21 protein-coding genes are annotated in these 25836 nt (G+C 63.1%); 9 read left to right on the top strand and 12 right to left on the bottom strand.

Annotation, left to right across the window (positions count from 1 at the left end):
- Nucleotides 1-46 precede the first annotated feature (46 nt).
- The 3 genes from fcl to BI327_RS06545 all read right to left on the bottom strand — a co-directional run bounded on the left by fcl (nucleotide 47) and on the right by BI327_RS06545 (nucleotide 2902).
- Nucleotides 47-1003, bottom strand: coding sequence for a GDP-L-fucose synthase (gene fcl, locus BI327_RS06535; RefSeq protein ID WP_283807767.1), 957 nt, complete (start codon nucleotides 1001-1003; stop codon nucleotides 47-49).
- On the bottom strand, nucleotides 984-2084 hold the full coding sequence (gene gmd, locus BI327_RS06540) for a GDP-mannose 4,6-dehydratase (RefSeq protein WP_076858882.1): 1101 nt from the start codon (nucleotides 2082-2084) through the stop codon (nucleotides 984-986). The genes fcl and gmd overlap by 20 nt, the downstream gene beginning before the upstream one ends.
- 143 nt (nucleotides 2085-2227) lie before the next feature.
- Entirely contained in the window at nucleotides 2228-2902 is a 675-nt protein-coding gene (locus BI327_RS06545; protein ID WP_076858883.1) for a Crp/Fnr family transcriptional regulator, read from the bottom strand.
- Between the two features lie 389 nt (nucleotides 2903-3291).
- Here BI327_RS06545 and BI327_RS06550 point away from each other — a divergent pair, with 389 nt between their 5' ends.
- From BI327_RS06550 to BI327_RS06575, 6 genes are all read left to right on the top strand, one after another.
- Complete coding sequence (locus BI327_RS06550) at nucleotides 3292-4113, top strand: ABC transporter ATP-binding protein (protein WP_076858884.1); 822 nt, start codon at nucleotides 3292-3294, stop codon at nucleotides 4111-4113.
- A complete protein-coding gene (locus tag BI327_RS06555) occupies nucleotides 4110-6038 on the top strand; it encodes a long-chain fatty acid--CoA ligase (RefSeq protein ID WP_076858885.1) in 1929 nt (642 codons plus the stop codon). The genes BI327_RS06550 and BI327_RS06555 overlap by 4 nt, the downstream gene beginning before the upstream one ends.
- A 145-nt stretch (nucleotides 6039-6183) precedes the next feature.
- The gene (locus BI327_RS06560; RefSeq protein ID WP_076859286.1) at nucleotides 6184-7077 is read left to right on the top strand and encodes a branched-chain amino acid ABC transporter permease; all 894 of its coding nucleotides are present in this window, start codon (nucleotides 6184-6186) and stop codon (nucleotides 7075-7077) included.
- A 3-nt stretch (nucleotides 7078-7080) separates the two neighbouring features.
- On the top strand, nucleotides 7081-8154 hold the full coding sequence (locus BI327_RS06565) for a branched-chain amino acid ABC transporter permease (RefSeq protein WP_076858886.1): 1074 nt from the start codon (nucleotides 7081-7083) through the stop codon (nucleotides 8152-8154).
- A gap of 51 nt (nucleotides 8155-8205) precedes the next feature.
- Nucleotides 8206-9489 (top strand): ABC transporter substrate-binding protein, encoded by a 1284-nt coding sequence (locus BI327_RS06570; RefSeq protein WP_076858887.1) that lies wholly within the window; start codon nucleotides 8206-8208, stop codon nucleotides 9487-9489.
- 132 nt (nucleotides 9490-9621) lie between these two features.
- Entirely contained in the window at nucleotides 9622-10461 is an 840-nt protein-coding gene (locus BI327_RS06575; RefSeq protein ID WP_029084718.1) for an ABC transporter ATP-binding protein, read from the top strand.
- A 74-nt stretch (nucleotides 10462-10535) separates the two neighbouring features.
- Here the strand turns inward: BI327_RS06575 and BI327_RS06580 are convergent, their stop codons facing one another.
- On the bottom strand, nucleotides 10536-11687 hold the full coding sequence (locus tag BI327_RS06580; protein ID WP_076858888.1) for an AGE family epimerase/isomerase: 1152 nt from the start codon (nucleotides 11685-11687) through the stop codon (nucleotides 10536-10538).
- A gap of 107 nt (nucleotides 11688-11794) precedes the next feature.
- Here BI327_RS06580 and BI327_RS06585 point away from each other — a divergent pair, with 107 nt between their 5' ends.
- Both BI327_RS06585 and BI327_RS06590 read left to right on the top strand, forming a co-directional pair.
- A complete protein-coding gene (locus BI327_RS06585; protein WP_076858889.1) occupies nucleotides 11795-13018 on the top strand; it encodes a phenylacetate--CoA ligase family protein in 1224 nt (407 codons plus the stop codon).
- 101 nt (nucleotides 13019-13119) lie between these two features.
- Nucleotides 13120-13650: an HAD family hydrolase gene (locus BI327_RS06590; protein WP_076858890.1), complete on the top strand. Its 531-nt coding sequence runs from the start codon at nucleotides 13120-13122 to the stop codon at nucleotides 13648-13650.
- A gap of 32 nt (nucleotides 13651-13682) precedes the next feature.
- Here the strand turns inward: BI327_RS06590 and BI327_RS06595 are convergent, their stop codons facing one another.
- From BI327_RS06595 to BI327_RS06605, 3 genes are read right to left on the bottom strand one after another with little or no spacing between them, the layout of a single operon-like run.
- Nucleotides 13683-14780, bottom strand: a complete 1098-nt coding sequence (locus tag BI327_RS06595; RefSeq protein WP_076858891.1) for a DegT/DnrJ/EryC1/StrS family aminotransferase — start codon at nucleotides 14778-14780, stop codon at nucleotides 13683-13685.
- An 18-nt stretch (nucleotides 14781-14798) separates the two neighbouring features.
- Nucleotides 14799-15266: an acyltransferase gene (locus BI327_RS06600; protein WP_076858892.1), complete on the bottom strand. Its 468-nt coding sequence runs from the start codon at nucleotides 15264-15266 to the stop codon at nucleotides 14799-14801.
- Nucleotides 15263-16324 carry a Gfo/Idh/MocA family protein gene (locus tag BI327_RS06605; RefSeq protein WP_076858893.1) on the bottom strand — a complete coding sequence of 354 codons (1062 nt, stop codon included), beginning with the start codon at nucleotides 16322-16324 and terminating at the stop codon, nucleotides 15263-15265. The genes BI327_RS06600 and BI327_RS06605 overlap by 4 nt, the downstream gene beginning before the upstream one ends.
- A gap of 359 nt (nucleotides 16325-16683) precedes the next feature.
- On the opposite strand from BI327_RS06605, the gene BI327_RS06610 reads away from it, so the two are divergent.
- The gene (locus BI327_RS06610; protein ID WP_089025388.1) at nucleotides 16684-18048 is read left to right on the top strand and encodes a hypothetical protein; all 1365 of its coding nucleotides are present in this window, start codon (nucleotides 16684-16686) and stop codon (nucleotides 18046-18048) included.
- Between the two features lie 66 nt (nucleotides 18049-18114).
- Here the strand turns inward: BI327_RS06610 and BI327_RS06615 are convergent, their stop codons facing one another.
- The 5 genes from BI327_RS06615 to BI327_RS06640 all read right to left on the bottom strand — a co-directional run bounded on the left by BI327_RS06615 (nucleotide 18115) and on the right by BI327_RS06640 (nucleotide 25648).
- On the bottom strand, nucleotides 18115-19419 hold the full coding sequence (locus tag BI327_RS06615) for a nucleotide sugar dehydrogenase (protein WP_076859288.1): 1305 nt from the start codon (nucleotides 19417-19419) through the stop codon (nucleotides 18115-18117).
- Nucleotides 19420-19691: 272 nt separating this feature from the next.
- The gene (locus BI327_RS06625; RefSeq protein WP_076858896.1) at nucleotides 19692-20579 is read right to left on the bottom strand and encodes an NAD-dependent epimerase/dehydratase family protein; all 888 of its coding nucleotides are present in this window, start codon (nucleotides 20577-20579) and stop codon (nucleotides 19692-19694) included.
- 7 nt (nucleotides 20580-20586) lie between these two features.
- Nucleotides 20587-21717 (bottom strand): class I SAM-dependent methyltransferase, encoded by a 1131-nt coding sequence (locus tag BI327_RS06630; protein WP_143271544.1) that lies wholly within the window; start codon nucleotides 21715-21717, stop codon nucleotides 20587-20589.
- Between the two features lie 93 nt (nucleotides 21718-21810).
- Nucleotides 21811-23559 (bottom strand): glycosyltransferase, encoded by a 1749-nt coding sequence (locus BI327_RS06635; protein ID WP_143271545.1) that lies wholly within the window; start codon nucleotides 23557-23559, stop codon nucleotides 21811-21813.
- A 166-nt stretch (nucleotides 23560-23725) separates the two neighbouring features.
- Nucleotides 23726-25648, bottom strand: a complete 1923-nt coding sequence (locus BI327_RS06640) for a glycosyltransferase (protein WP_143271546.1) — start codon at nucleotides 25646-25648, stop codon at nucleotides 23726-23728.
- Nucleotides 25649-25836: the final 188 nt, after the last annotated feature.

Genomic DNA, 25836 nt, shown 5'->3' on the forward strand with positions numbered 1-25836 from the left:
CGCGCGACCCGTTGGCTCGCAATGACGGTGAGGAGAGAGCTGTGCTCTACTCCGCCGCCTGCTTGGTCTCGTTCAGATAGGCCTGGTACGCGAGCTTGATGCCATCCTCGAGCGAGGTGGTGGCGCGCCAGCCGAGCTTGGCCAGCCGGCCGACGTCGAGCAGCTTGCGCGGCGTGCCGTCGGGGCGCGAGGTATCGAAGCTGATCTCGCCGCGATAGCCGACGGCGGCTGCAACCACGCGGGCGAATTCGGCGATCGTGATGTCCTCACCGGTGCCGATATTGACAAGGTCCGGCGAGGAATAGGTCTTCATCAAATGGATGCAGGCGTCGGCGAGATCGTCGACATAGAGGAACTCACGGCGCGGTGTGCCGGTGCCCCACACCACGACCGTGCCGGCGCCCGAGACCTTGGCCTCGTGGAAGCGGCGGATCAGCGCGGCGACGACGTGGCTGTATTCGGGATGATAATTGTCGCCGGGACCATAGAGATTGGTCGGCATCACGCTGATGAAATCGGCGCCGTACTGGCTGCGATAGGCCTCGGCCATCTTGATGCCGGCGATCTTGGCAATCGCATAGGGCTCGTTGGTCGGCTCCAGCGGACCGGTCAGCATCGAATCCTCGCGCAGCGGCTGCGGCGCCAGGCGCGGATAAATGCAGGACGAGCCGAAGAACATCAGCTTCTCGCAGCCATTGGCGTGGGCCGCCTGGATCACATTGGTCGAGATCGCCAGATTGTCGTAGAGGAATTCCGCCCGCAGCGTGTTGTTGGCGACGATGCCGCCGACCTTGGCCGCGGCGAGGAACACCGCCTGCGGCCGCTTCGCGGCAAACCAGGCATTCACTGCGGCCTGGTCGCGCAGATCGACCTCACCGCGCGACACCGTCAGGAGATCGGCCTGCTCGCGCGCCAGCCGGCGCATCAGCGCCGCGCCGACCATGCCGCGATGGCCGGCGACGAAGACCGTCTTGCCCTTCAGTTCAAACGCCGTGCTTGCCATTGGCCGCATCCTGCCTGGCCTCGACGAGATCGCTGGCGACCATTTCCTTCACCAGTTGTGCGAACGACGTCTTCGGCGCCCAGCCGAGCTTGGCGCGCGCCTTGCTGGCGTCGCCGATCAGGAGATCGACCTCGGTCGGGCGGAAATAGGTCGGGTCGATCTGCACCAGGGTCCTGCCCGACGCCTTGTCGACGCCGACCTCCTCGACACCCTTGCCGCGCCACTCGATGCTGCGGCCGACTTCGGCAAACGCCAGCTCGACGAACTCGCGGACCGAGCGCGTCTCACCGGTCGCCAGCACGAAATCGCCGGGCTGGTCCACCTGCAGGATCTTGTGCATGCCCTCGACATAGTCGCGGGCGTGGCCCCAGTCGCGCTTGGCATCGAGATTGCCGAGATAGAGCTTGTTCTCGAGGCCGGCCTCGATGCGCGCGACGGCGCGGGTGATCTTGCGCGTCACGAAGGTCTCGCCGCGGATCGGGCTCTCATGATTGAACAGGATGCCGTTGCTGGCGAACATGCCGTAGGCCTCACGGTAGTTCACCGTGATCCAGTAGCCGTAAAGCTTGGCGACGCCATAGGGCGAGCGCGGATAGAACGGCGTGGTCTCCTTCTGCGGCACCTCCTGCACGAGGCCGTACAGTTCCGAGGTCGAGGCCTGGTAGAACCGGGTCTCCTTCGCCATGCCGAGAATGCGGATCGCCTCCAGCAGGCGCAGCACGCCGATGGCGTCGGCGTTGGCGGTGTATTCCGGGCTCTCGAAGCTGACCGCAACATGACTCTGGGCGGCGAGGTTGTAGATCTCGGTCGGCCGGATCTGCTGCACCAGGCGGATCAGATTGGTCGAATCGGTCATGTCGCCGTAGTGCATCAGGAACGGCACGTTGCCGGCATGCGGATCCTGGTAGAGATGGTCGACGCGCGCGGTGTTGAACGAGGACGAGCGGCGCTTGATCCCGTGCACGGTGTAGCCGAGGCCGAGCAGATATTCTGCGAGGTACGCGCCGTCCTGCCCGGTGACGCCGGTGATCAGCGCAACGCGCCGCTTTGAGTCCTGAGCCGCCGAATCCCTAACCGCCATGTCATCTCCAGAAAGCGCGGAAACCGCGCGGTCCCGACGAGGGGCGTCTGTAGCATCCGGCCCCCGCCAAGTCTAATGGCTTAATCGTTTGAAATCAGGACTTTAGAGCCTTCGAAAAACAGCCTTATCCGGTCCGGAGCCGGTCATTCCCCGTAATGGCGCAGGCGATCGAGGTTGAGGATGGTCACCCCGCCATATTCCAGCCGCAGCAACCCCTCGCGCTCCAGCCGCTTCAGGCACTGGTTGGCATTCTGCCGGGAGATTCCCGACAGCGCCCCGATCTCCTCCTGGGTGATCTCCAGGTGCAAGGTGAGGTCGGGATAGAGAATCGGGTTGAACAGCGAGGCGATCGAGCGCGCCAGCCGCGCGGTGGCGTCAAGCGTGCGGCCATATTCGAGCAGCGCGATGAACTGGCCGAGCCGCTCATTGAGCGACCCCACCAGGAAGCGGTTGAAGCCGACGCTGTTCTCGAACAGCCAGACGAAGGTCCGGCGATCCATCATCGCCAGTCTTGTATCGCGCAGTGCGACCACGTCGTAGCGCCGCGGTTCGTTCTTGAGCACGGTCCCCTCGCCGAACCAGGCGCCGGCGGTGAGGCCTGCGAAACTCGCCGCCTTGCCGCCGCGCGAGACGATGCCCATCCGCGCCAACCCGGTGACGATGCCGGTCCAGTATTGGAAATTGTCGCCGCGCATGAAGATGAATTCGTTGGCGCGGTAGGACTTCTCGGAAATGCCGGCGCGCGCGATTTCGATTTCTTGCTCGCTCAATTCGCGCGACCAGGCCGCGATGCGCTTCAGGTAATCGGCAGCGATCATTCTAGCGACGGCATCCCACCCCAAATATTGCACCGCAACAATGCCGTGCACCAAGTCAGACGCCCGCTTCCTGGAATGCCAGCGAAAATTCCTGACCAATTGTCGGGCACATGACAATTCAACCTATCGCTTTCTCGTATTCAGAGCCACCTCGCGTAACGCCGCGCGCACGCTCCTTGATGGATCGCTGCGGGCGGACAGCGTGAGTCCGGGCTTGCAGGCGGGTGCGGCGTTACCGCGCATGACGCAGGCGATCGGGGCGAGCGATGCTCCCGGACGCCGGCCTCATTAGTCGGATGGTCTCCCATCGGCGGCCCATGTAAGATCGAGATGTAAGATCGAAGCGAAGATAAAGAGCGCGCAAAGCGCCGGTATCTGGAGGGAACAGGGTGGCCAACAGTCTCGAGGTGCGCGGAGTCTCATTGCGCTTTGGCGGCGTCCGCGCGCTGACCGAAGTGAGCTTCGGCGTCAACGAGGGCGAGCTGTTCTCCATCATCGGCCCGAACGGCGCCGGCAAGACCTCGATCGTCAACTGCATCTCCGGCCGCTACCGGCCGACCGAAGGCCAGCTGTTCTATCGCGGCCAGGACATCACCGGCCTCACCCCGAACGCGCGGCCTCGCCTGGGCATCGGCCGGACCTTCCAGAACCTCGCGCTGTTCCACCATATGAGCGTGCTCGACAACATCATGGTCGGCCGCCATCACCTCCTGAAGAACAACTTCATCACGGGATCGCTGTACTGGCTGACCGGCGCGCGCCGCGAGGAGCTGGAGCACCGCCGCAAGGTCGAGGAGATCATCGACTTCCTCGACCTGCAATCGGTGCGCAAGGCGACCGCCGGCACCCTGCCCTACGGCCTGCGCAAGCGCGTCGAACTCGCCCGCGCGATGGCGCTCGAGCCGCAGCTGATCCTGCTCGACGAGCCGATGGCCGGCATGAACTTCGAAGAGAAGGAGGACATGGCGCGCTACATCGTCGATCTCAACGAAGAGTTCGGCATGACCGTGATGATGATCGAACACGACATGGGCGTCGTGATGGACATCTCCCACCGCGTCATGGTGCTCGACTTTGGCCGCAAGATCGCCGAGGGCGATCCGGCCACCGTGCTGGCCGATCCCCACGTCAAGCGCGCCTATCTCGGCGAAGAGGACGAGGCGCTGGTCGACCCCGACGACAAGCCGGCGGTGCGGGAGAGCGCGGCATGATGGACTATGCCGGTCGCGCCGCGCAGGCCGACACCTTCCCCAAGATGCTTCGCCTCAACGCGAAGGAGCACGGCAACGAGATCGCGCTGCGCGAGAAGGATTTCGGGCTGTGGCGCGAATTCACCTGGAGCGACTACCAGAGCCGCACCCATGATTTCGCGCTCGGCATGGTCGAGCTCGGCCTCGGCCGCGGCGACGTGATCGGCATCATCGGCGACAACCGGCCGGACTGGGTCGCCGCCGAGATCGCCGGCCACGCGATCGGTGCGATGAGCCTCGGCCTGTACCGCGACGTGCTGGACGAGGAAGCCGCCTATCTCCTGACCTATGGCGAAGCCAAGCTGGTCTTCGCCGAGGACGAGGAACAGGTCGACAAGCTGCTCGGCTTGGCCGACCGGGTGCCCAATCTCAAGCACATCGTCTATTCCGACCCGCGCGGCATGCGCAAATACGACGATGCGCGATTGATGGAGGCGAGCAAGCTCACAGCGCTCGGCCGCGATCGCGCCGCGCGCGAACCCGGGCTGTATGAGCGGCTGGTCGACCAAACCAAGGGCGAAGACATCGCGATCCTCTGCACGACCTCGGGCACGACGGCCAATCCGAAGCTCGCGATGCTCTCGGCCGGGCGCGTGCTGCGGCACTGCGCGACCTATCTCGCCTTCGATCCGAAGGGGCCGGACGACGAATATGTCTCGGTGCTGCCGCTGCCCTGGATCATGGAGCAGATCTACGCGCTCGGCAAAGCGCTGCTCTCGCGGATGAAGGTCAACTTCGTCGAAGAGCCCGACACGATGATGCACGACTTCCGCGAGATCGCGCCGACCTTCGTGCTGTTTGCGCCGCGGGTCTGGGAATCGATCGCGGCCGACGTCCGCGCCGGCGTGATGGACGCTTCGCCGTTCAAGCAGCGGCTCTACGATCTCGGCATGAAGGCCGGGCTTGCGGCGCTCGCCGAGGGCAAGCGCTCCGTGCTCGCCGACCAGCTCTTGTTCCGCGCGTTGCGCGACCGGCTCGGCTTCACGCGGCTGCGCTCGGCGGCGACCGGCGGCGCGGCGCTCGGGCCGGACACCTTCAAGTTCTTCCAGGCGATGGGCGTACCGCTGCGCACGCTGTACGGCCAGACCGAGCTGCTCGGCGCCTACACGCTGCATCCCGAGGGCAAGGTCGATCCCGACACGACCGGTGTCCCGATGGCCGACACCATCGAGATCCGCATCGACAATGCCGACGTCAACGGCGTCGGCGAGATCGTGGTGCGGCACCCCAACATGTTCCACGGCTACTACAAGAACCCCGAAGCGTCAGTCGCCGACATCAAGGACGGCTGGATGCATTCGGGCGACGCCGGCTACTACAACGACAATCGGCAGCTCGTCGTGATCGACCGCATCAAGGATCTCGCCGAGACCTCGCGCGGCGAACGCTTTTCGCCGCAATATATCGAGAACAAGCTGAAGTTCTCGCCCTATGTCGCCGAAGCCGTCGTGCTCGGCGCCGGCCGCGACGCGCTCGCCGCGATGATCTGCATCCGCTACTCGATCATCTCGAAATGGGCGGAGAAGAACCGGCTCTCGTTCACGACCTACACCGACCTGTCCTCGCGGCCCGAGGTCTATGCGCTGTTGAAGAAGGAGGTCGAGACGGTCAACGCCACGCTGCCGCCGGCGCAGCGCATCTCGCGCTTCCTGCTGCTGTACAAGGAGCTCGACGCCGACGACGGCGAGCTGACGCGAACCCGCAAGGTGCGCCGCGGCGTGATCAACGAGAAATACGCCGACATCATCGACGCGATCTACCGCGGCAAGGCCAAGATCCCGGTCGACACCGTGATCCGCTTCCAGGACGGCTCGACGCAGCGCGTCCGCACCACGCTCGAGGTCGTCGATCTCGGCCACGCCGCGATCGCGGAGGCCGCGGAATGATCATTCAATGCGCTCGTTCCGCACATCTGGTCGTCATGCGCGGGCTTGACCCGCGCATCCATCTGCTTCGCAGAGAAGGCCATCCTTTTCGATGGATCGCCGGGTCAAGCCCGGCGATGACGAACTGCAAACCTGGTCACACCCCATGAACACCCAGTTCCTGATCCAGCTGATCGTCAACGGCCTCGTGGTCGGCACGCTCTACGGCGTGGTCGCGATGTCGTTTGTGCTGATCTACAAGGCGACGCAGGTCGTGAACTTCGCGCAAGGCGAATTGCTCCTGGTCGGCGCATGGGTATGCTGGGCGCTGCTGACGAAGTATCAGGTGCCGTTCTGGGTCGGCATGCCGATCACGCTGGTGTTCATGTTCATCTTCGGCATCGCGATCCAGGTCGTGATCCTGCGTCCGATGATCGGCGAACCGATCATCTCGGTGATCATGGTGACGATCGGCCTCTCCACCGTGTTCCAGGCCGCGCTGAAGTGGATCTTCGGCGTCAACCCGCAGCCGTTCCCGCGCGTATTCCAGAGCCAGGCGGTCAGCCTGTTCGGACTGCAGATCCAGACCGTCTATGTCATGAGCCTCGTGGTGTCGCTCGCCATGATGGTCGGCATGGCCTGGTTCTTCCGCGCTTCCAAATATGGCCTCGCGATGCGCGCCACCGCCTTCAACCAGCAGGTCGCGCAGTCGCTCGGCATCTCCGTGAAGAGCGTGTTCGCGATGGCCTGGGCGATCTCGGCCACGGTCTCGGCGGTCGCCGGCGTCGTGGTCGCCGTGGTCAACGGCGTGTCGTCCGGCCTCTCCGCCTACGGCATCAAGGTGTTTCCGGCTGCGATCCTCGGCGGGCTCGACTCGGTCGGCGGCGCCGTGCTCGGCGGCATCATCATCGGGCTTCTGGAAAACGTCGCCCAATATGTCGACAGCCAGTATCTGCACTGGGGCAATCTCTACGAGATCGCGCCGTTCTACGTCCTGATCATCATCCTGATGATCAAGCCGTACGGCCTGTTCGGCACCAAGGACATCGAGCGGGTCTGATCCATGGCAACGAGCACCCTCATTCCGTCAGGCGATTTCCGCACCAGCTACGCGGCCGACACCACGATCTTCCCGACCGCGACCAGCCGCAATTTCGCGATTGCCGGCATCGCGCTCGCTTGCTTCGCGCCGATGCTGCTGTCGAATTATTTGCTCTCGATCGCGATCCAGATCGGCATCTTCGCGATCGCAGCGCTCGGCCTCAACATCCTGGTCGGCTTCACCGGCCAGATCTCGATCGGCCACGCCGCGTTCTTCCTGTTCGGCGCGTTCACCTCGGCCTACATTTCCAACAACGCGCCGATCCCGGTGTTCTTCGCGATTCCGCTTGCCGGCGTGGTCACCGCGCTGGTCGGCCTGATCTTCGGCGTGCCGGCGGCGCGGCTGAAGGGGCTCTACCTCGTGATCGCGACGCTCGCCGCGCAGTACATCCTGCTCGACTTCTTCTCGCGCGCCGAATGGTTCTCGGGCGGCTCGGTACCGGCCAGCGCCAATCCGTTCTCGATCTTCGGCTACACCCTGCGCGGCGACCGGCAGTATTTCTACGTCGTGCTCGCCTACATGGTGGTCAGCTATCTCCTGGTCACCAATCTGATGCGCACCCGCGACGGCCGCGCGCTGGTCGCGATCCGCGACCACTATCTCTCTGCCGAGATCATGGGCATCAACCTCACCAAGTACCGGACGCTGTCGTTCGGGCTCGCCGCCTTCTTTGCCGGCATCGCGGGCGCGCTCTACGCGCATTATCAGCTCGTGGTCTCGCAGGAGGGCTTCGGCATCGAGCGCTCGGTGCTGTTCCTCGCGATGGTCATCATCGGCGGCACCGGCTCGGTGATGGGCACGCTGATGGGCACGGCCTTCGTGGTGCTGCTTCCGGAATCGATGGAATGGCTGAGCGCCTGGCTGAAGGGCGGCGCCATCGACAAGGCGCTGCAGCTCAACAACAACATCACCTTCCTGCGCGAGATCGCGATCGGCCTGATCATCATCGGCTTCCTGATGTTCGAGCCGGACGGGCTCGCGCATCGCTGGCGGCAGATCAAGGCCTACTGGAAGCTTTATCCGTTCTCGCACTGACGCATCGGGCAACTCAAATTCGGTTCAACGAATAAGCAGGAGGAAACAAAAATGACGATTAGATCCCTTTTGAGCTCGGTCTCGCTTGCGCTGCTGATCGGCAGCGCCGCCGCCACCGCGCAGGCCCAGATCGCCATCGGCCATCTGCAGGACCTCTCGGGCGGCACCTCCGACGTGGGCACGCCCTATGGCCAGGGCGTTGCCGATACCTTCGCCTGGGTCAACAAGAATGGCGGCGTCGGCGGCAAGCAGCTCAGCGTCGACAGCAACGACTATGGCTACCAGGTGCCGCGCGCGATCGCGCTGTACAAGAAGTGGTCGGCGCCGGACGGCAAGGTCGCGGCGATCATGGGCTGGGGCACCGCTGATACCGAGGCGCTGACCGGCTTCCTCGCGCAGGACAAGATCCCCGACATGTCGGGCTCCTATGCCGCCGCGCTGACCGATCCCGAAGGCACCAGCGGCAAGGCCAAGCCGGCGCCCTACAATTTCTTCTACGGTCCGAGCTATTCGGACGCGCTGCGCGCCGAGCTGACCTGGGCGGCCGAGGACTGGAAGGCGAAGGGCAAGCCCGGCAAGCCCAAATTCGTCCACATGGGCGCCAACCATCCCTATCCGAACGCGCCGAAGGCCGCCGGCGAGGCGCTCGCGACCGAGCTCGGCTTCGAGGTGCTGCCGCCGCTGGTGTTCGCGCTGTCGCCCGGCGACTACTCGGCGCAGTGCCTCAGCTTGAAGAGCGCCGGCGCCAACTACGCCTATCTGGGCAACACCGCGGCCTCCAACATCTCGGTCATGAAGGCCTGCAAGACCGCCGGCGTCGACGTCCAGTTCCTCAGCAACGTCTGGGGCATGGATGAGAACGCCGCCAAGACCGCGGGCGACGCCGCCGACGGCGTGATCTTCCCGCTGCGCACAGCGGTCGGCTGGGGCGGCAATGCGCCCGGCATGAAGACGGTGATGGAGATTTCGAAGATGTCCGATCCGTCGGGCAAGGTCTATCGCCCGGTGCATTACATCGCCGCAGTCTGCAGCGCGCTCTACATGAAGGAAGCGCTGGATTGGGCCGCCAAGAACGGCGGCGCCACCGGCGAGAACGTCGCCAAGGGCTTCTACCAGAAGAAGGACTGGGTGCCGGCAGGCATGGACGGCGTCTGCAATCCCTCGAGCTGGACCGAGAAGGATCATCGCCCGACGACCAAGGTCGATCTCTATCGCGCCAAGGTGTCCGGCGCGACCGATGGTGACATCAACGACCTGATGGGCAAGGGCACGATCAAGCTCGAGAAGGTGAAGACCGTCGAACTGCCGCGCAAGCCGGAATGGTTTGGCTGGTGAGGTCGTAATCCGACCGAACACACAAATCGTCATGCGCGGGCTCGACCCGCGCATCCATCAAGACAAAACGTCTTCCGATCGATGGATTGCCGGGTCAAGCCCGGCAATGACATCGAGGGGTGAACCAGAGCCATGAACGAAACCCTCGAAGCCACCCGCCCAGGGCCGACGGCCGTCCCGCCGCCGCCGCTGCTCAGCGTCAACAACATCGAGGTCGTCTATGACGACGTCATCCTGGTGCTGCGCGGCCTCAGCCTCGAGGTGCCGAAGGGCGCGATCGTGGCGCTGCTCGGCGCCAACGGCGCCGGTAAATCGACCACGCTGAAGGCGATCTCCGGCCTGCTCAAGACCGAGGACGGCGAGGTCACCCGCGGCGAGATCCTGTTCGAGGGCCAGCGCATCAACGGCATCGATCCGGACAAGATCGTCCGCCGCGGTATCTTCCAGGTGATGGAAGGCCGCCGCATCGTCGCCGACATGACGTCGCTGGAGAATTTGCGGCTCGGCGCCTTCACGCGGCGCGACGGCGAGGTTTCCGCCGACATCGACATGGTGTTCAAATATTTCCCGCGCCTGAAGGAACGCACCGGCCTCGCCGGCTATCTTTCGGGCGGCGAGCAGCAGATGCTCGCGATCGGCCGCGCGCTGATGGCGCGCCCGAAGATGATCCTGATGGACGAACCGTCGATGGGATTGTCGCCGCTCCTCGTCAAGGAAGTGTTCGCGATCATCAAGGAGATCAACCGCGATCTCGGCGTCACGATCCTCTTGGTGGAGCAGAACGCGCGCGCGGCGCTATCGGTCGCGAGCCACGGCTACATCATGGAACAGGGCAAGGTCGTGCTCGACGGCTCCGCCGACGAGCTGCGCGACAACGAGGACGTCAAGGAATTCTACCTCGGCGGCGCCGGCGACCAGCGCAAGAGCTTCAAGAACCTGAAGAGCTTCAAGCGGCGCAAGCGCTGGCTGTGAGGCCGTGGCGCGTTTTCGCGCGGAGTTGAGGATCGGTTCGCGTGCAGAGAACGCATCACACCAGCAAGGCGCCTCTAGCCGAGCACCTGCTCGGCTTCGGTGACCGCGCAGAGCACATGGTAGAACGACGACGCCGGGATCGTGGCGACCAGCGAATTGCCGTCGCGGTCGAACTGGTCGTACCAGCCGCCGGCCACGGGATGGCTGAGATAGTGCCGCTCCAGCAGCACGAGCGCCGCGCGCGCCTGGTCCGCCGCGCCAGCCTCGCCCGATTCAGCCTGCGCGATCCAGGCCTTCGCCAGCTCGCTCTGCGGCCACAGCCGCCTGGTGTGGCGGCGGATGTTACCCTCGGCGTCGCCCTCGTCGATCAGGCAGCCGGTGGCCCCGTCGCGATAGCGCAGCGCGGAGGCCAACAGCTCGCCACGCGGGCGCCCGGTCGGGCAGCCGGTGATCCGCTCAAATCCCTTGAGCAGCCAGACCCATTCCGCAAGATGCCCGGGCTCAACGCTGACCGGCGGGATCTTCGACCAATCCTCCTCGAAATATTCGCCGAGCGTGCGGGTCTGCTTGTCGTAGAGGCTCGCCAGGAACAGCGCGAAGAAATCGCCGGCACGGTTCTGGAACGACAAATCGTGCGTCGCGTCGAAGCAGGCGATCATCGCCTCGAACAGATGCATCTGCGGGTTCTGCCGGCGCGGCATCGACGGCGGCAAGCCTTCGTGGAAACCGCCATGGGGCGAGCGCAGCTGGTTGTCGAGGAACGCCAGCAGCGCGTCGATCTCGGCGCGGATCTGGGCGTCCTGGTCGAGGCCGTAGGCGGTCGCCAGCGCGAGCAGCACGAAGGCATGGGCGTAGGTGTCGCGCAGCGGGTCAAACACCCCGCCTTCCGCCGTCAGGCTGTAGACGAAGCCCGGCCGGCCGTCCGGCGCCTTGGCCTTGGCGAGCAGGTAGTCCAGCCCCTTCAGCGCGATCGCGCGGCCTTCCGGATACCAGCCCAGCTGAGCGGCCTTGGCGTAGCAATAGATCTGGCGCGCCTGCACCATGGTCCGGCGTGGAGCTGCGTGATCGGCTGTCCCATCCTGATGCAAGCGGTCGACAAAGCCGCCGGCCGCGCCGTCCCAGCCTGTGGTCGACCACAGCGGCAGCGCCTGGTCGATGATGCGGCGCTTCAACCTTGCGACCACGTCGGCGGCTCCGTCCGCCGCAAAGCTCTCTGCCTCAGCCATCGTGCTCCCTGGAACCGTCCCAACCTCAGCGGTCACCGTCTGATAGCACGGGCGGACCGGCACGCCACCTGCGCAAATCCTCTCAAGGACCTGCCAAAGGACCTGCCATGACCGACCATTACGACGCCCTTGAAACGCGCGATCCGGCCGAGCGCGAGGCCGCCCTGTTCGCCAGGCTGCCGGAGGTGCTGGGCAAGGCGGTGGCCGCGCCCGCCTATGCCAATCTGCTGCAGGGCATTGATCCCGCATCCATCACCAGCCGGGAGGCGCTGGCGGGCCTGCCGGTGCTGCGCAAGTCGGAATTGCCGGCCCTGCACAAGGCCGCCCCGCCGTTCGGCGGCTTTGTGGCCGATGCGCCCGGCTCGTTCGCCCGGCTGTTCACCTCGCCCGGACCGATCTTCGAACCCGAAGGCCGCCAGACAGACCCCTGGCGCGGCGCGCGGGCGCTGTTTGCGGCGGGCTTTCGCGAGGGCGACGTGGTGCTGAACACCTTCAGCTATCACCTCACCCCCGGGGGCTTCATCTTCGACGCCTCGGCGCGGGCGCTCGGCTGCGCCGTGATCCCGGCGGGACCGGGCAACACCGAGCAACAATTCGAGCTGATCGAGGCCTATCGCCCGGTCGGCTATAGCGGCACACCTGATTTCCTGAAGATCCTGCTCGATGCCGCCGCGACCGCCGGCCGCGATGTGTCCTCGATCAAGCGCGCACTGGTGTCAGGCGCGGCATTCCCCAAATCGCTGCAGGAGGAGATGAAGTCGCGCGGCGTCGAAGCCTACCAGGCGTTCGGCACCGCCGATCTCGGCCTGATCGCATTCGAGACGCCGGCCCGCGAGGGAATGACGGTCAACGAGGATTTGATCCTGGAGATCGTCAAGCCCGGCACCGGCGATCCCGTCGCGCCGGGTGATGTCGGCGAGATCGTGGTGACCTCGCTCGACCCGCATCATCCCTGGATCCGCCTTGCGCTCGGCGACCTGACCGCCGCCCTGCCCGGCGCGAGCCGGTGCGGACGCACCAACATGCGCATCAAGGGCTGGATGGGCCGCGCCGACCAGACCACCAAGGTGAAGGGCATGTTTGTCCGCCCCGAGCAGATCGCGGAGATCGGCAAGCGCCACCCGGAGCTCGGACGGCTCCGCCTCGTGGTCACGCGCGCCGGCGAGGCCGATGCAATGACGCTGAAAGCCGAATGCGCCTCAGCGCCGGAGGCCCTGCAGGGCGAAGTTGCGACAACACTGCGTGCAGTGACAAAACTCGGCGGCGCGGTCGAGCTGGTCGCTGCGGGCTCGCTGCCGAACGACGGCAAGGTGATTGCGGACGAGCGATAGGCATCGCGACCATCCCTGGCCTGGTCAATCCGCATTTGTCGCGCGCGGCATTGTGAACTATTGAACTGGCTCATGCCGCGCGGAGACGGGATCATCACCTCATGAGCAGCGCTTCCGGAGATCAGCCGCGCAGGCCGGCGGTTTTCTTCGATCGGGACGGCGTCCTGAACAGGGATATCGGCTATCTGTTCGAAAGCCACAGGCTGATCTGGATCGACGGCGCGCGCGAGGCGGTGAAGGCCGTCAACGACAGGGGTTATTTTGCGTTTGTCGTGACCAATCAGTCAGGCGTTGCGAGAGGCCTCTATGAGGAGGTGCATATCCAGCAACTCCATGAGTGGATGGCCGCCGAGCTCGGCAAGATCGGCGCGCATATCGACGCCTTCGAATACTGCCCGTTCCATCCTGAAGGCACCGTGGAGCGATATGGGCAGGTCAGCCATCGCCGCAAACCGGCGCCGGGCATGATCAACGACCTGCTGGCGCGCTTTCCGGTCGACGTTGAGCGGAGCTTTCTGGTCGGCGACCAGCCGACCGATCTCGAGGCCGCGCGCGCGGCGGGCCTGAAAGGCTACCTGTTCCCGGGCTCCAACCTGGAGCAGTTCCTGAGGCCGTTGCTGCGGCGAGACTGAGCCCCGCGCGCGGTGTGCGACGGCAATCGCGATCAGAACTTTCGAACCAACTCGATCACTTCGTCCTGCTGCTGGCGCGTGATCTCGGCGAACATCGGCAGCGAGAGAATCCGGCCCTGGTCGCGATGGGCGTTGGGGAACTGCTCCGGCCGGTGGTCGAACCGCGCATAGGCCGGCAGGAACGGCAGTGCGGTGGGGTAGTTGATCGCGATCTGCACGCCATTGGCGTTCAGGTGCGCGGCGAGCGCGTCGCGGCGCGGATGCCTGATCGTGTAGAGGTGATAGACGTGGCTTCGCGCCGGCGCGACCTCGGGCACCACAACGTCCTCGATCTGGTTGAGGCCGGCATCATAGACTTCGGCCGCGGCCTGCCGGGCCTCGGTCCACGCTTCGAGGTGCGGCAGCTTGGCCGAGAGGATCGCGGCCTGCATGCCGTCGAGCCGGCTGTTGATGCCCTCGATATGGTGCTGGTGCTTCACCAGCCCGCCATGGCGCGCCAACATTGCCATCTGCTCGGCGAGCGCCGCATCGTTGGTGACGACCGCGCCGGCGTCGCCCATCGCGCCGAGATTCTTGCCGGGATAGAATGAATAGGTCGCGGCCTCGCCGAAGGTGCCGACCATGCGGCCCTTGTAGCGCGCGAGATGGGCCTGGGCGCAATCCTCGATCACCCAGAGCTTGTGCTTGCGCGCGATCGCCATGATCGCGTCCATGTCCGCGGGCTGGCCGTACAAATGCACCGGGATGATGCCCACCGTGCGCGGCGTGATCGCCGCCTCGATCGCGGCCGGATCGATCGTGAACGTCGCGTCGTCGGTGTCGCAGAACACGACGGTGGCGCCGGAATGGGTGACCATCGCCGCGGTCGAGATCCACGAATGCGCCGTCGTGATCACCTCGTCACCCGGCTGCACCTTCAGCGCGCGCATGGCGAGGTAGAGCGCGTCGGTGCCGTTGGCGCAAGACACGCAATGCGCAACCTCCGCAGCTGCGGCGAACTCGCGCTCGAAGGCGTCGACATAGCCGCCGCGGATGAAGGCGTTGTCGCGGATCACGCCGGCGATCGCCGCATCAATCTCGCCCTTGATCGACTGGTACTGCAGTTGCAGGTCGGCATACGGCACAGCCATCGGTATTCCCCTGTTGCCCTATTGGCTCGCCAGCAGCCGGCGCGCCGGATTGCCGGCATAGGTGCCTGATATCGTGATGTCCTTGGTCACCACGGATCCCGCGCCGATGACCACGTCGTCGGCGATCCTGACCGGCATGATGGTGGCGTTGGAGCCGATCGACACCCGGTTGCCGATCACCGTCTCGCGCCACAGCTCCTTGCGTCCGCGCGCCGGACCGCCGGTGGAGAACGTGTCGTTGACGAACATCACGCCATGCCCGACGAAGCAGTCCTCGCCGATGGTGACGAGCTCGCAGACGAAGGCATGCGACTGCACACGGGTGCGCGCGCCGACCACCACGCCCTTCTGGATTTCGGTGAAAGGCCCGATGAAGCAATCGTCGCCGAGCGTGCAGCCATAGAGATTGCAGGGCTCGACGATCTTGACGCGTTCGCCGAACGCGACATCGCGCACGCTGGCCTGATGCACTTCCGGCCGATTCACGAAACGACACCCAACCGGCTCAGGCGCGGCGTGAAGCGAAGCGCGACTTCCTCGCCGGTTTCGATCGACTCATAGAGCGCCGAGATCAGCTCCAGGCTCTTGCGGCCCTCGAGCCCGTCGACCAGCGCCGCGCGCTGATTCTCCAGGCAATCGACCACGTGATGGTAGTAGGCCTGATGGCCGAAGCCGTAGACGTTGGGCGGGTTGACCGAGAACTTCTCCACGACGTCCTTGTCCGACGGCAGCTCGTCGACAAAGCGCCAGTGCCGGATCTGATTGACCGCGAAACCGGAGATCTCGACGGTGCCGTTTTCGCCGAGGATCGACAGCGAGCCCTCGAGGTCGGTCGGGCGCGCCGCGGTGGTCGCCTCGATGATGCCGAGCGCACCGTTGCGGAACTTGAGCGTCGCGACCGCGGTGTCCTCGGTTTCGATCCTGGCCAGCGCCGTCGTCGCGCGCGCATGCACGCTCACCACGTCGCCGAAGAACCACTCCAGCATGTCGACATGATGGCTCGCCTGATTGGTCAGCACGCCGCCGTCATAGGCCCAGGTGCCGCGCCAATCGTCCTGGTCGTAATAGGCCTGGTCGCGGCACCAGCGCACCCGGACCGTGCCCAGGATGAGCTTGCCGAAGCGGCCGGCATCGAGCGCCTCACGCGCCTTGACCACAGGCACGTTGAAGCGGTTCTGCTTGACGATGAACATCTTGACGCCGGCCTGGTCGCAGGCGCGGATCATGTCGTCGGCGTCCTGCAGCCGCAGCGCCATCGGCTTTTCGACCACGACGTGCTTGCCTGCCCTGGCACAGGCGATCACATGCGCGGGATGCAGCCCGCTCGGCGTCAGCACGGCAACCGCGTCGATATCCTTGCGGGCCAGGAATTCGTCCATGTCGTAATGGGCAGCAACGCCGAACTTGCCCGCGACCGCATCCGCGCGCGCACGGATCGGATCGCAGACCGCAACCAGGCTCGCTCCCGCGATGTGATTGCCACCCAGGAGATCGGAATGACGCTTGGCGATACGCCCGCACCCGAGCAGGCCAAATCTGATCATGCACAGGCCCTGTCTTGATCTCGTGGCCGGCCATTGCAGCCAGCCGAAGAGCCGAGGGAACAAGCGGCCTTGCGAGCCGCACGGTAGCGTTCCATTACCCAGAAAACGCGGGATAAGGCAAGGCCATGCGCCGATCGAGGCGGCAGGGCCGCGGCTGATCTGTTGCCGTGTTGCCGGCCCTGCCCCGACCGAGGCGCAGGCGGCATTTGCGTCATTGGGCAGGAATCATAGAATGAGGCATAAGCATAATCCGGCATAATTCTTGTCGTCCTACCGGGGCCGTGCCATGTCCCCTGCCGAATACGATAACCACCAGCGAAACAGCCCAGACGCACAGCCCGACACGGCGGTAAATGACAATGAACGATCGCGTTATTCAGCTGGAGCCGGGTTTCGGTTGGCCCCAGGCCAGACTGGCCCTGCTGGCCTTTGCCCATATCGTGGTTTGCGCCGTTTCGCTGTACTGCATCACGATCATCAATTCGTTCCCGGGCATCATCGGCTACGACAAGTCGCACCTTGCAGCTGCGATCCTGAACGTCGTGGCGTTCAGCCCGGTCGTCATCCTGTTCGCAATCGGACGCTTCAGCTTTGGCTATCTCGTCGGGTTCTACTTCTACATCATGATCCTGGGATATCTCTGGCTGATCGAGTTTTCGCTGCTCGATTACGATCACCGCCTGGCGCTTGCCTCGATCGTGCTGTCGGGATTTGCATTCCTCGCACCGTCGCTGTTCATCACCGCGCCGCTGCGGCAGGCGGTCGTGATGCCGGCCCGCGCCTTCCACATGCTGCCGACCGTCATCCTGATCGCCTCGGCGGCCATCATCGGCATCGGCTCGCTTTATCACCTCAAGCTGGTCGATCTCACCGAGATGTACAAATATCGCGCGGAGGTGGCGTTGCCGGCCTCCCTGCGCTACGCGGTGTGGATCTTCTCGAACGCCCTGTTGCCGTTCGCCTTTGCCTGCTTCGTCGTCAGCAAACGGATCTGGCAGGCGGCGATCGTGCTGCTGCTGATGCTTCTGTTCTACCCGATCATGCTGACCAAGATGGCGCTGTTTGCCCCGGTCTGGCTGCTGTTTCTCGCAGTCATCGGCAAACTGGTGACTGAGGCAAGGGTTACGACGATCCTGTCGTTCTTCCTGCCTGTCCTGATCGGATTGATCTTGTTCTTCCTGGTCAAGGCTGACGTGTTTCCGCTCAATCCCGGACTGGTTTATTTCGGCACCGTCAACACCAGGATGGTCGCGATCCCGTCGCTCGCCCTCGAGGTTTACAACAACTACTTCTCAGCGCACCCGCTGACCCATTTCTGCCAAATCAACGTTCTGAAGCTCGTGGTTGCTTGTCCCTATGGCGAGCCGATATGGGCCGTGATGGCCAGGTCCTACGATCTCGGTGCCTTCAATGCGTCGCTGTTTGCGACCGAAGGGGTCGCCTCCGTCGGGCTTGTGCTCGCCCCGGTATCCGCGCTGGGCTGCGGCCTGATCATTGCTCTCGGCAACCGGCTGTCGTCCGGCTTGCCGCCGCAATTTGTGCTGCTGTCCGCCGGGCTCCTCCCCCAGGTTCTCCTCAACGTGCCGCTTTCGACCGGCCTGCTCACGAACGGCACCGGCCTATTGTTCCTGCTCTGGTACATCGCGCCGCGCGCAGCCTTCGAGCGGGCGGCCGCGCCGGCGGCCGCCGTGAGTGAGGCCCTACCGGCGACAAGTGCCGGCTAGCGCGCGCGGCTCTGAACCCGAAGAATTGCCGGCGCGACGGACCAACCGGAGCGCCGGCAGGATCGCCTAGGCGCGAATGATATTGTCTGCCGGCTGGGAAAACTTTCCGCGACAATCGACCAGCAGCGGAGCATGCGCGCCGAGCATCTGATAGTCGAACTTGTCGTGGTCGGTTGCGAGCAGGACGCAATCGAAGCGCCGCAGATTGTCCTCGGTGAGCGCGACACTCGACAGATCGAACGAATGCGCCCGCATCTTCGGGAACGTGGCGACGTGCGGATCGCTGTAGGCGACCTTGGCGCCGAGATCGCGAAGCCTCTCCATCAGCAGCACCGACGGCGACTCGCGAACGTCATCGACATTCTTCTTGTAGGCAATGCCGAGCACCAGGATCGAGCTGCCGCTGATCGACTTGTGCCGCTGATTGAGCGCCAGCGAGATCTTCGACACGACGTAATCCGGCATCGAGGAGTTGATCTCGCCGGCGAGCTCGATGAAGCGCGTGTGCATGCCGTATTCCCGGGCCTTCCACGTCAAGTAGAACGGGTCGATCGGAATGCAGTGCCCGCCGATGCCCGGACCCGGGTAATACGGGACAAATCCGAACGGCTTGGTCGCCGCCGCGCGGATCACCTCGTGAATGTCGATCCCCATCTTGTCGGCAACCATCTTCATCTCGTTGACGAGACCGATGTTCACCGACCGATGGATGTTCTCCAGCAGCTTCGTCAGCTCGGCGGCCTGGGTCGAGCTCACCGGAACGACCTTGTCGATCACCTGGCGATAGAGGGCGATGCCTGCCTCGAGACATGCGGGCGTGCAGCCACCGCAGACTTTCGGGATCGACCGGGTGGTGAAATTCTGGTTGCCGGGATCTTCGCGTTCCGGCGAGAAGACCAGGAAGATGTCGCTGCCGACGGTGAGGCCGCATTTCTCGATGCGCGGCTTCAGCTCCTCCTCCGTCGTGCCAGGGTAGGTCGTGCTTTCGAGCGACAGCACCATTCCCTTGTGGAGATACGGCAGCAGCGATTCCGTCGTATTCAGCACGAAGCTGAGATCGGGCTCACGATATTTGTTGAGCGGGGTCGGAACGCAAAGGATGAGCGCATCGACTTCCTTCGCGCGGGAGAAATCCGTGGTCGGCTCGAACCCAAGCTCGGTCGCATTCCTGATGCTGGCGCTCGAGATGTGCTCGATGTAGGAATCGCCCGCGCGAAGCCGGTCCACCTTGGATTGATCAATGTCGAAGCCGACCACCTTGTAACCCACCTCGCAATAGCGAAGCATCAGGGGCAGGCCGACATAACCCAGACCGACGATTCCAATTTTTGCCGTCTTGCGGTCAAGCTTCTCGATCAGCTCAGCTTTCATCTCAAGCGCCATCTAGTTCTGGTGAAGAAGTGCCCCACGCGGGACGTTGTTTTGGTCGTCTACCGCCGAAGAGATGCCTTCGGCGCCTAATTCCGCTTGCGGTTGCATAGCCTCGTTGGGCCGGATGGACAAGCCCAAAGCCGAAGCTGCGCAGCCGGCATGGAACGTCAATTCCGAGGACCTAGCGGTCTCGCCGGCAGCACCGTTGACGGCAGCGCCCTCAGGAATTGCGGCCGCGCCCGGACCATGCTGAACCGTGCTGTTCAGCGAACTCACTGCGCGCTGACGGAGGGATCCGAAGCGCAAGCCAGCATGCGTCGCACACCTTCATCGAAGCGGGTGAACCGGCTCAGATCGAAACGAGCGGCCAGCCGGTTCAAATCCGGTGTCATGTCGACCGCAGCGCCGGCGTTCGTGATCTCGAACTTCGGCTCGATGCCGAGCTCCCGGCCGATGCAGGAAGCGATCTGTCGAATTGATAGCGATTCAGGCGTCGCTACATTCAAGGTCCCAGTCCATGACGACGTGATGCTCGCGAGGATGACCTCGACCACATCGTCCACGAAGGTCGGCGTCAGCCGAAGCCCTCCCGCATCTCCGGCAATCTGAACCGGGCTACCCTGCCGGACCCGACGGATCAATTCCGGGATCAGTCTGCCATGCTGGCTTGGACCATACGGAAAGAACAATCTGAGGATGCTGAGGCCGAGCAAGTTGGAAAATGGCTTGGCAATCACCTCGGAAGCAAGCTTGCTCGCGCCGAGGAAGCCGGTTGGCGCCAAGGCGCTGTCCTCATGCAACGCGCCGCCGAATGGCTCGTACACCGCACCGGACGAGATCAGGCAGAACTGCTTGACCGCCGACTGCGCGGCCCAATCCAGCAGCAACATCGTCATGCCGACATTGACCGCGAACATCTCCCGGGAGTCTCCAGGAAAATGCCGATAGTTGCGCGACTGAGCCGCGTGAATCACCGCGTCGACGGCCTTCGGAAACGTACCCGCCTCGATCTGCCCGGTGCCATCCCAGGCCACCTTTGTGCCGTAGGCAATGGACGCCTCCGGCCGACAGACGCAGAAGAGTTCATGGCCGTCGGCGACCAGCCGGCGAGCCAGCGCAGAACCGACAAAACCGGTACCGCCTGTCAACAGGATCCGCATACTCGAGCTAGCCCGCCGGTTTCGTCAGCAGAACAGAGATGCCGTTCGGGTTTGCATCGTTGAAGACGTAATTCTCAACGCCGAGCTCCTTCAGCCACCCCTCGACTTCCTTGTCCGTATGCTGCCACGCGTTGTGCGGATGATACCAATCAAAGTTGACCATATTGTTCGTTTCGTAATCGAAGGCTTCGTTCCAGAAGCATTTCAGGAAATTGTAGTAGAACAGCCGCTGGACATTGTGCGTGCCCGCGGGAATGCCGAGAACATCGATCGGCTTTTCCAACGTAATCGTTGCATTGAGACGCGAGAGTTCCCGGCCGAGGTCGGTGATCGCCTCACACTGCGCGTAGCATTCTTCCGGAGAGAGAGGCATGAAGTTTTGACGAACATGCTCGTCGGTGAAGAAGCGAACCGGCCCCATCTTGCGATAGACATAGAAGAAGAACTGACCACCCGGAGCGACCTTCTTGTAAAGGGCTTCGACCGCAGCCCTGGTGTTGGGCGTATGGTGAAGGACGCCGTCGGCAATGACAAAGTCGAACATTTCGTCCTTGAAGGGCGTCTCCATGAGGTCGGCCTGAACGACGCAACAATTGTCCAGGTCCTGGGTGTTTTCAAAGGTCGTGAATGCAGCGTCGGAAATGTCCAGCGCGAACACTTCACCTGGACAGTTCTGGGCAATGAAGCGGGTATTGAAGCCTGACCCTGGTCCGACCTCGAGCACGCGCTTCTTCTGCGCATAGAAGCGTTTCAGTGCATCGATATCCGGCACGCCGAGCTTCTTGCAATACCAGCTGAACAGAAACTGCCCGTGTTCAGGCTGCAAGCCGTATTGCCGGAATCGCCTCCACTTGTCGGAGAATGTCGCGTTGGTCTTGGCCTGCTCGGTCGCGTCGGAGCGCACCTTTCCGTTCTTTCGCACCGGCAGGTTGTGGCGAGCCCTGAACTCGGGAAGATCGAGTTGCATGGGACCGGAAAGGAAGGATGGTACGCCCTGTACGATCGGATACCACACATCGGGATCCGCGGTACGCAAAGCTCCTTCGACGATGTGACCACCATCGGTCGTGAAGCTCTCGACGTTCAGGATTTGAGCCGCGTCAGCGGGACGATAAAGGCTTACGAATTTCGGCAGCAAGACAGTTCCCTCATACTAGGCTGGCGCAACGCGCTTCTCGAATTTGCTCGCGTCTCAACGGAATGTCGCCCAAGGTGCCATTCTCTCACGCGCTCAATCCAATTGAAGCCGGCGGACAATAGCACCTCTCAGGTTTGGAGCATACCGCAGTAGAAGGCGGGACACCGACCTGATTCCCGGTACATACCTCAATATCGACGCCAGCACTCGGCGCGGGGGCGGTGCCGGACATGGCGGCGCGATGGGCTCGCTGGGCAGGGGTTCGGGAGCCTTCGGCACTGGGCGCTCGAATTCAAGGATCGATAGCTGCGCCCGCAATTCCTGGACGCTGCGCTTCATCTCGCATTCCCGCTCCGAGCGCTTGGCCGCGATCAGGCTGTCGAACAGTCGCCCAGCCACCACGTTCTCGGAGTGATATTGATTATACCATCGGACTCCGTCGGCCGCGATCCTGTGGCGATATTCGTCATCCGTCGCCTTCGTCAGTGATGAAGACACTTCATCGACGGTCTTCGCATTCAGGACCGGCGGCATCACGGGGAAGCACCAGTGATGAACTTCTTCGTTCAGGTAGAGAAGGGTCGGCTTGCCGAGCATCATCCCGATCGGCATGATGCTGCCCCACGCGCCGATGACGAATTGATCGGCCAACACGTCGGAAGCGGCCACATAGTCCGTCATGACCTGCACGGGGACCGGGTCGATCCAGAATACCCGGTCTTCGATTCCAAGCTCCTCTATCAGGCGCTTGGTCTCGGCAACATGCTGTCCCCAATTCACCAGGCCAGCCACGGCCTTCGGGCGCGCGGTTTTCACGAAGTCCGCGAAACCGCGCAGGAAGATATCGTTGCCTTTCTCGAAATTGAGATTGCGCTCGCTGGACCAATGCTGGCGAGGCGGATGGAAAACGATGAAATCCGCCTGATGGCGCGCCAGCAGATCGGCGCGCAATTGGCTGATGCGCTGCTCGTCAAGCTTACGTTCCAGGATGGCATGAGGCACAAATCGATAGGAATTCAGGTTCAATCGATTTGCGGCGACGACGTTGTCGCAGTTGGTGATCAAAACATCGTCGGCCATCACGTAGGACAGCGCACATAGCTGTCCAAGGATATTTTCATCGAATGGAATTGATCTGATCGTGCCGTGCTCGAAGCAGATGTAGGGACGCTTGCCAAAGAACAGCGGATAGATCCCGTCAATCGCATAGCCGGTCACAACGTCATAGTGCGAGAACAGGCGCTTCCACCGTCGTTCGTCGGCGAGTATTCCGTAGTAGCTCAGGGACACGGCCTCGAACTGCGGCGCATCGGACCGCGCCGGGAAGCAGACCTTGAACAGCCCTTGCAAACGCTGCGCGGCCTTTTCGACGACCTCAGGCGGGTGAGGATCGTGAAAGATCGCGGAGCCGCTGCCGAAGCCGGGAGAATTCGTTTCCTCCAGCAGCTGATCCCAAAGCGCATCCGCCGACGGTGCCCCCTCTCGCAGGGAGATCAGATAGTCCAGGCACGTTCCCAGATAACCTTGCGCGAACCATTTCGGCCGTTCGAATCCCGCTACCGGGACCGACGACCAATCGGGCCGATCGAAATTCAGCTCCGACGTCGAGAACCGTCCCTCTTCCCACTCCGGGACTCCCATGACGTGATAGTAATTGGGGCACAAGACGTCACACTCGACGCCGCACTGCCTCAGGATCACCGCGTTCTTGTACGCGTTGTTGGCAATATTCCCGATCGAGAGCACACGAGGGGCCCGGCCGTTGGCCCTGCGAAAGTCAACAAGCCATTTCGAGTGCTCGGCCGAGAAACCCCAATTCTTCAAATCAAGCTCAATCGACACTCTTCGTCTCCACGGGCAGCAAAGTCGTCCAGGGCCGGGACCGCTGCATAAAAACAGAAATTCATTTGAGGCTGGGCAAAGTTACTCGCTGTCGAATCGTCGTCGACCCTATGGCGCGCAATACGCTTACCGCCTGGCTCGCTCGGATGGATAGCGAGAAGATCGTCTATATCGCTGCGTTTCGTTCCAGGACTGTCTTGTATGCCGAAACCTGAATCCCGACGATCCGCTCAGCCGAGTGGAAGTTCCTGATCCATGTTTCGCCGGCAGCGCCCAGGCCGGCGCTGTCTTCGGCGTCGTTTATCACGGCCGTTATGGCGCTCGCGACATCGCTCGGCGAGGAGGCGCTCAAGACCGGGGGACATTCGCCAAAAAACGTCGTGAGCTGGGCCTGGTCGATGCGCGTGAGCAGCCGGCACCCAAGCGCCAAGGCCTCGAACCCGACACCACCCAGCGCCGGCAGGACAAACTGGTCCGCGACGATATGAGACGTGCAATACGACTGCCAAAGCGCCTGCTTGCCCATCGGCTGGACCCACTCGACCAGATCCGCGATACCAAGCTCGTCGATGAGCCTTTTGCTCAAGTCTACTTCCGCACCCCACTCCACGAGCGTTATCCGGAAGTTCCGGTTCGTGGACGCTGCGAGCGCAGCTCCTCGCAGGAATATATCGTTCCCCTTGCGCCCTTCGCCGGTCAACTGGTGCCGGCTGGGTGAAAAGATTCTCACATGTTGTGATGGCGGCTTGAGGTCCGGACGATCTTTGCGAAACCGTATCAGCTTGGTTTCATCGAAAGCGTGCGGGAGAAAGCGAAGCTTGCTCGGCTCCAGACCCAGACGTTCGACCGACGGCAGCACATCGGAATTGGTGATGAAGGATATCGGCGCCTTCCGATATGCGATGCGGCACCGCAGGCCTGTCAGATCGTTTTCGAACGGAAGATCGCGCAGCGTGCCGTGTTCGTAGGCGGTGAAATTCCTCACGCCATTCGCGAACGGAATGAGGCCGTCAATCGAGTAGCCCTGAACAATGTCGTAGTGATCGAGAATGGGCCTGAACATCACCGCCGTCGTCGAGAGATATTGGTGCAACTCCTGCCAGCACGTTTCGGAGACACCGTCTTCCCTCTTGCGCAATTCCTCGATCAGCGCAGAAGCATCCGCCTCCGCGTCCTTCAAGCTCCGTTTGACTTCACCGTCGCGGGACACGGCTCGAAACGGAAGCAGCAGCACGAAGAGGGCTATTGCGGCGACCGAAGTCACCGTGATCTTGAGAAGATAGAAGAACATCTTCAGAAGAGAGAACGATGCCAGGACCTCATCTTCGTTGAGCCCGTTCAGCACGCCTTGCCGGTTGAACACCGCCGGCATGTTTCGGGCCCTGCGCTGCATCCGCCAGAGCTCGACCAGCATTGCCCCTCCGGGGACCCCGGGAGGCTTCGCGGAAGCAGCGATCGCCAGCGGTCGCATGACCAATTCCCGGAGAGACTGCCGCGACGGCACCAGAGATTCCGCGAGAGTCTTCCACGGGTCGAATTTGGAAATCCAACCCTGCAAGATGAGGCGCCATTCCGGAGCGATACCGCGCTTCCTGCCCATCGAGTGAGCGCGGTCCTCCAGAAGACTCCAATAAGCGGACTCGAGCCCCCATCTGCGGAGCCGTGCGAAGACCCTCGCCTTTTTGGTGCGCGCCGCCAGATATCCGATACAGAGTGGCAGCGGCCCTTGTACAAACCATGCCGGCCGCTTGAACCCGCCGAGGTTGGACGCCCACCAATCCGGCAGCGCAGGATCGACAGCCGTCGTCAACCCGCCATCCTCCCATTCCGGGGTCGCCATGGAATGGTAATAGTCAAAACAGAGGACATCGGCTTCAACGCCATATCGCCGCTGGATGCGCGCATTGTTGTAGGCGTTGTTCGCGATGTTTCCGATATGAAGCACGCGAAGCGGCCTGCCCTTCGCTCGCGAAAACGACTTCAGCCATTCGAAGGACTGCAAAATCTCTTTCTGGCCGGGATTGGGGACAGCTTGATCCGTCCCCGCCGGTCCAGGCTCGGCAATTTGGGAATGAGCTTCTAAACGCATGAACCCATCATCTGCTGCATCTGTGACATGGGCTCTCAACGAGCCCTTGGAAAATCTCTACTCAAACTTCGGAAAAGCGCTTCTTGTACGATAGCGCGCTGGACGGGGCGTCCGTCGGCCGGGCGTCCGACGTCAGCACGTGTTGCACATCCTCAGATCAGGCATCCGTGCGAAACCTGATTGAAGCC

The sequence above is a fragment of the Bradyrhizobium mercantei genome (assembly GCF_001982635.1).
Classification (GTDB): Bacteria; Pseudomonadota; Alphaproteobacteria; order Rhizobiales; family Xanthobacteraceae; genus Bradyrhizobium; species Bradyrhizobium mercantei.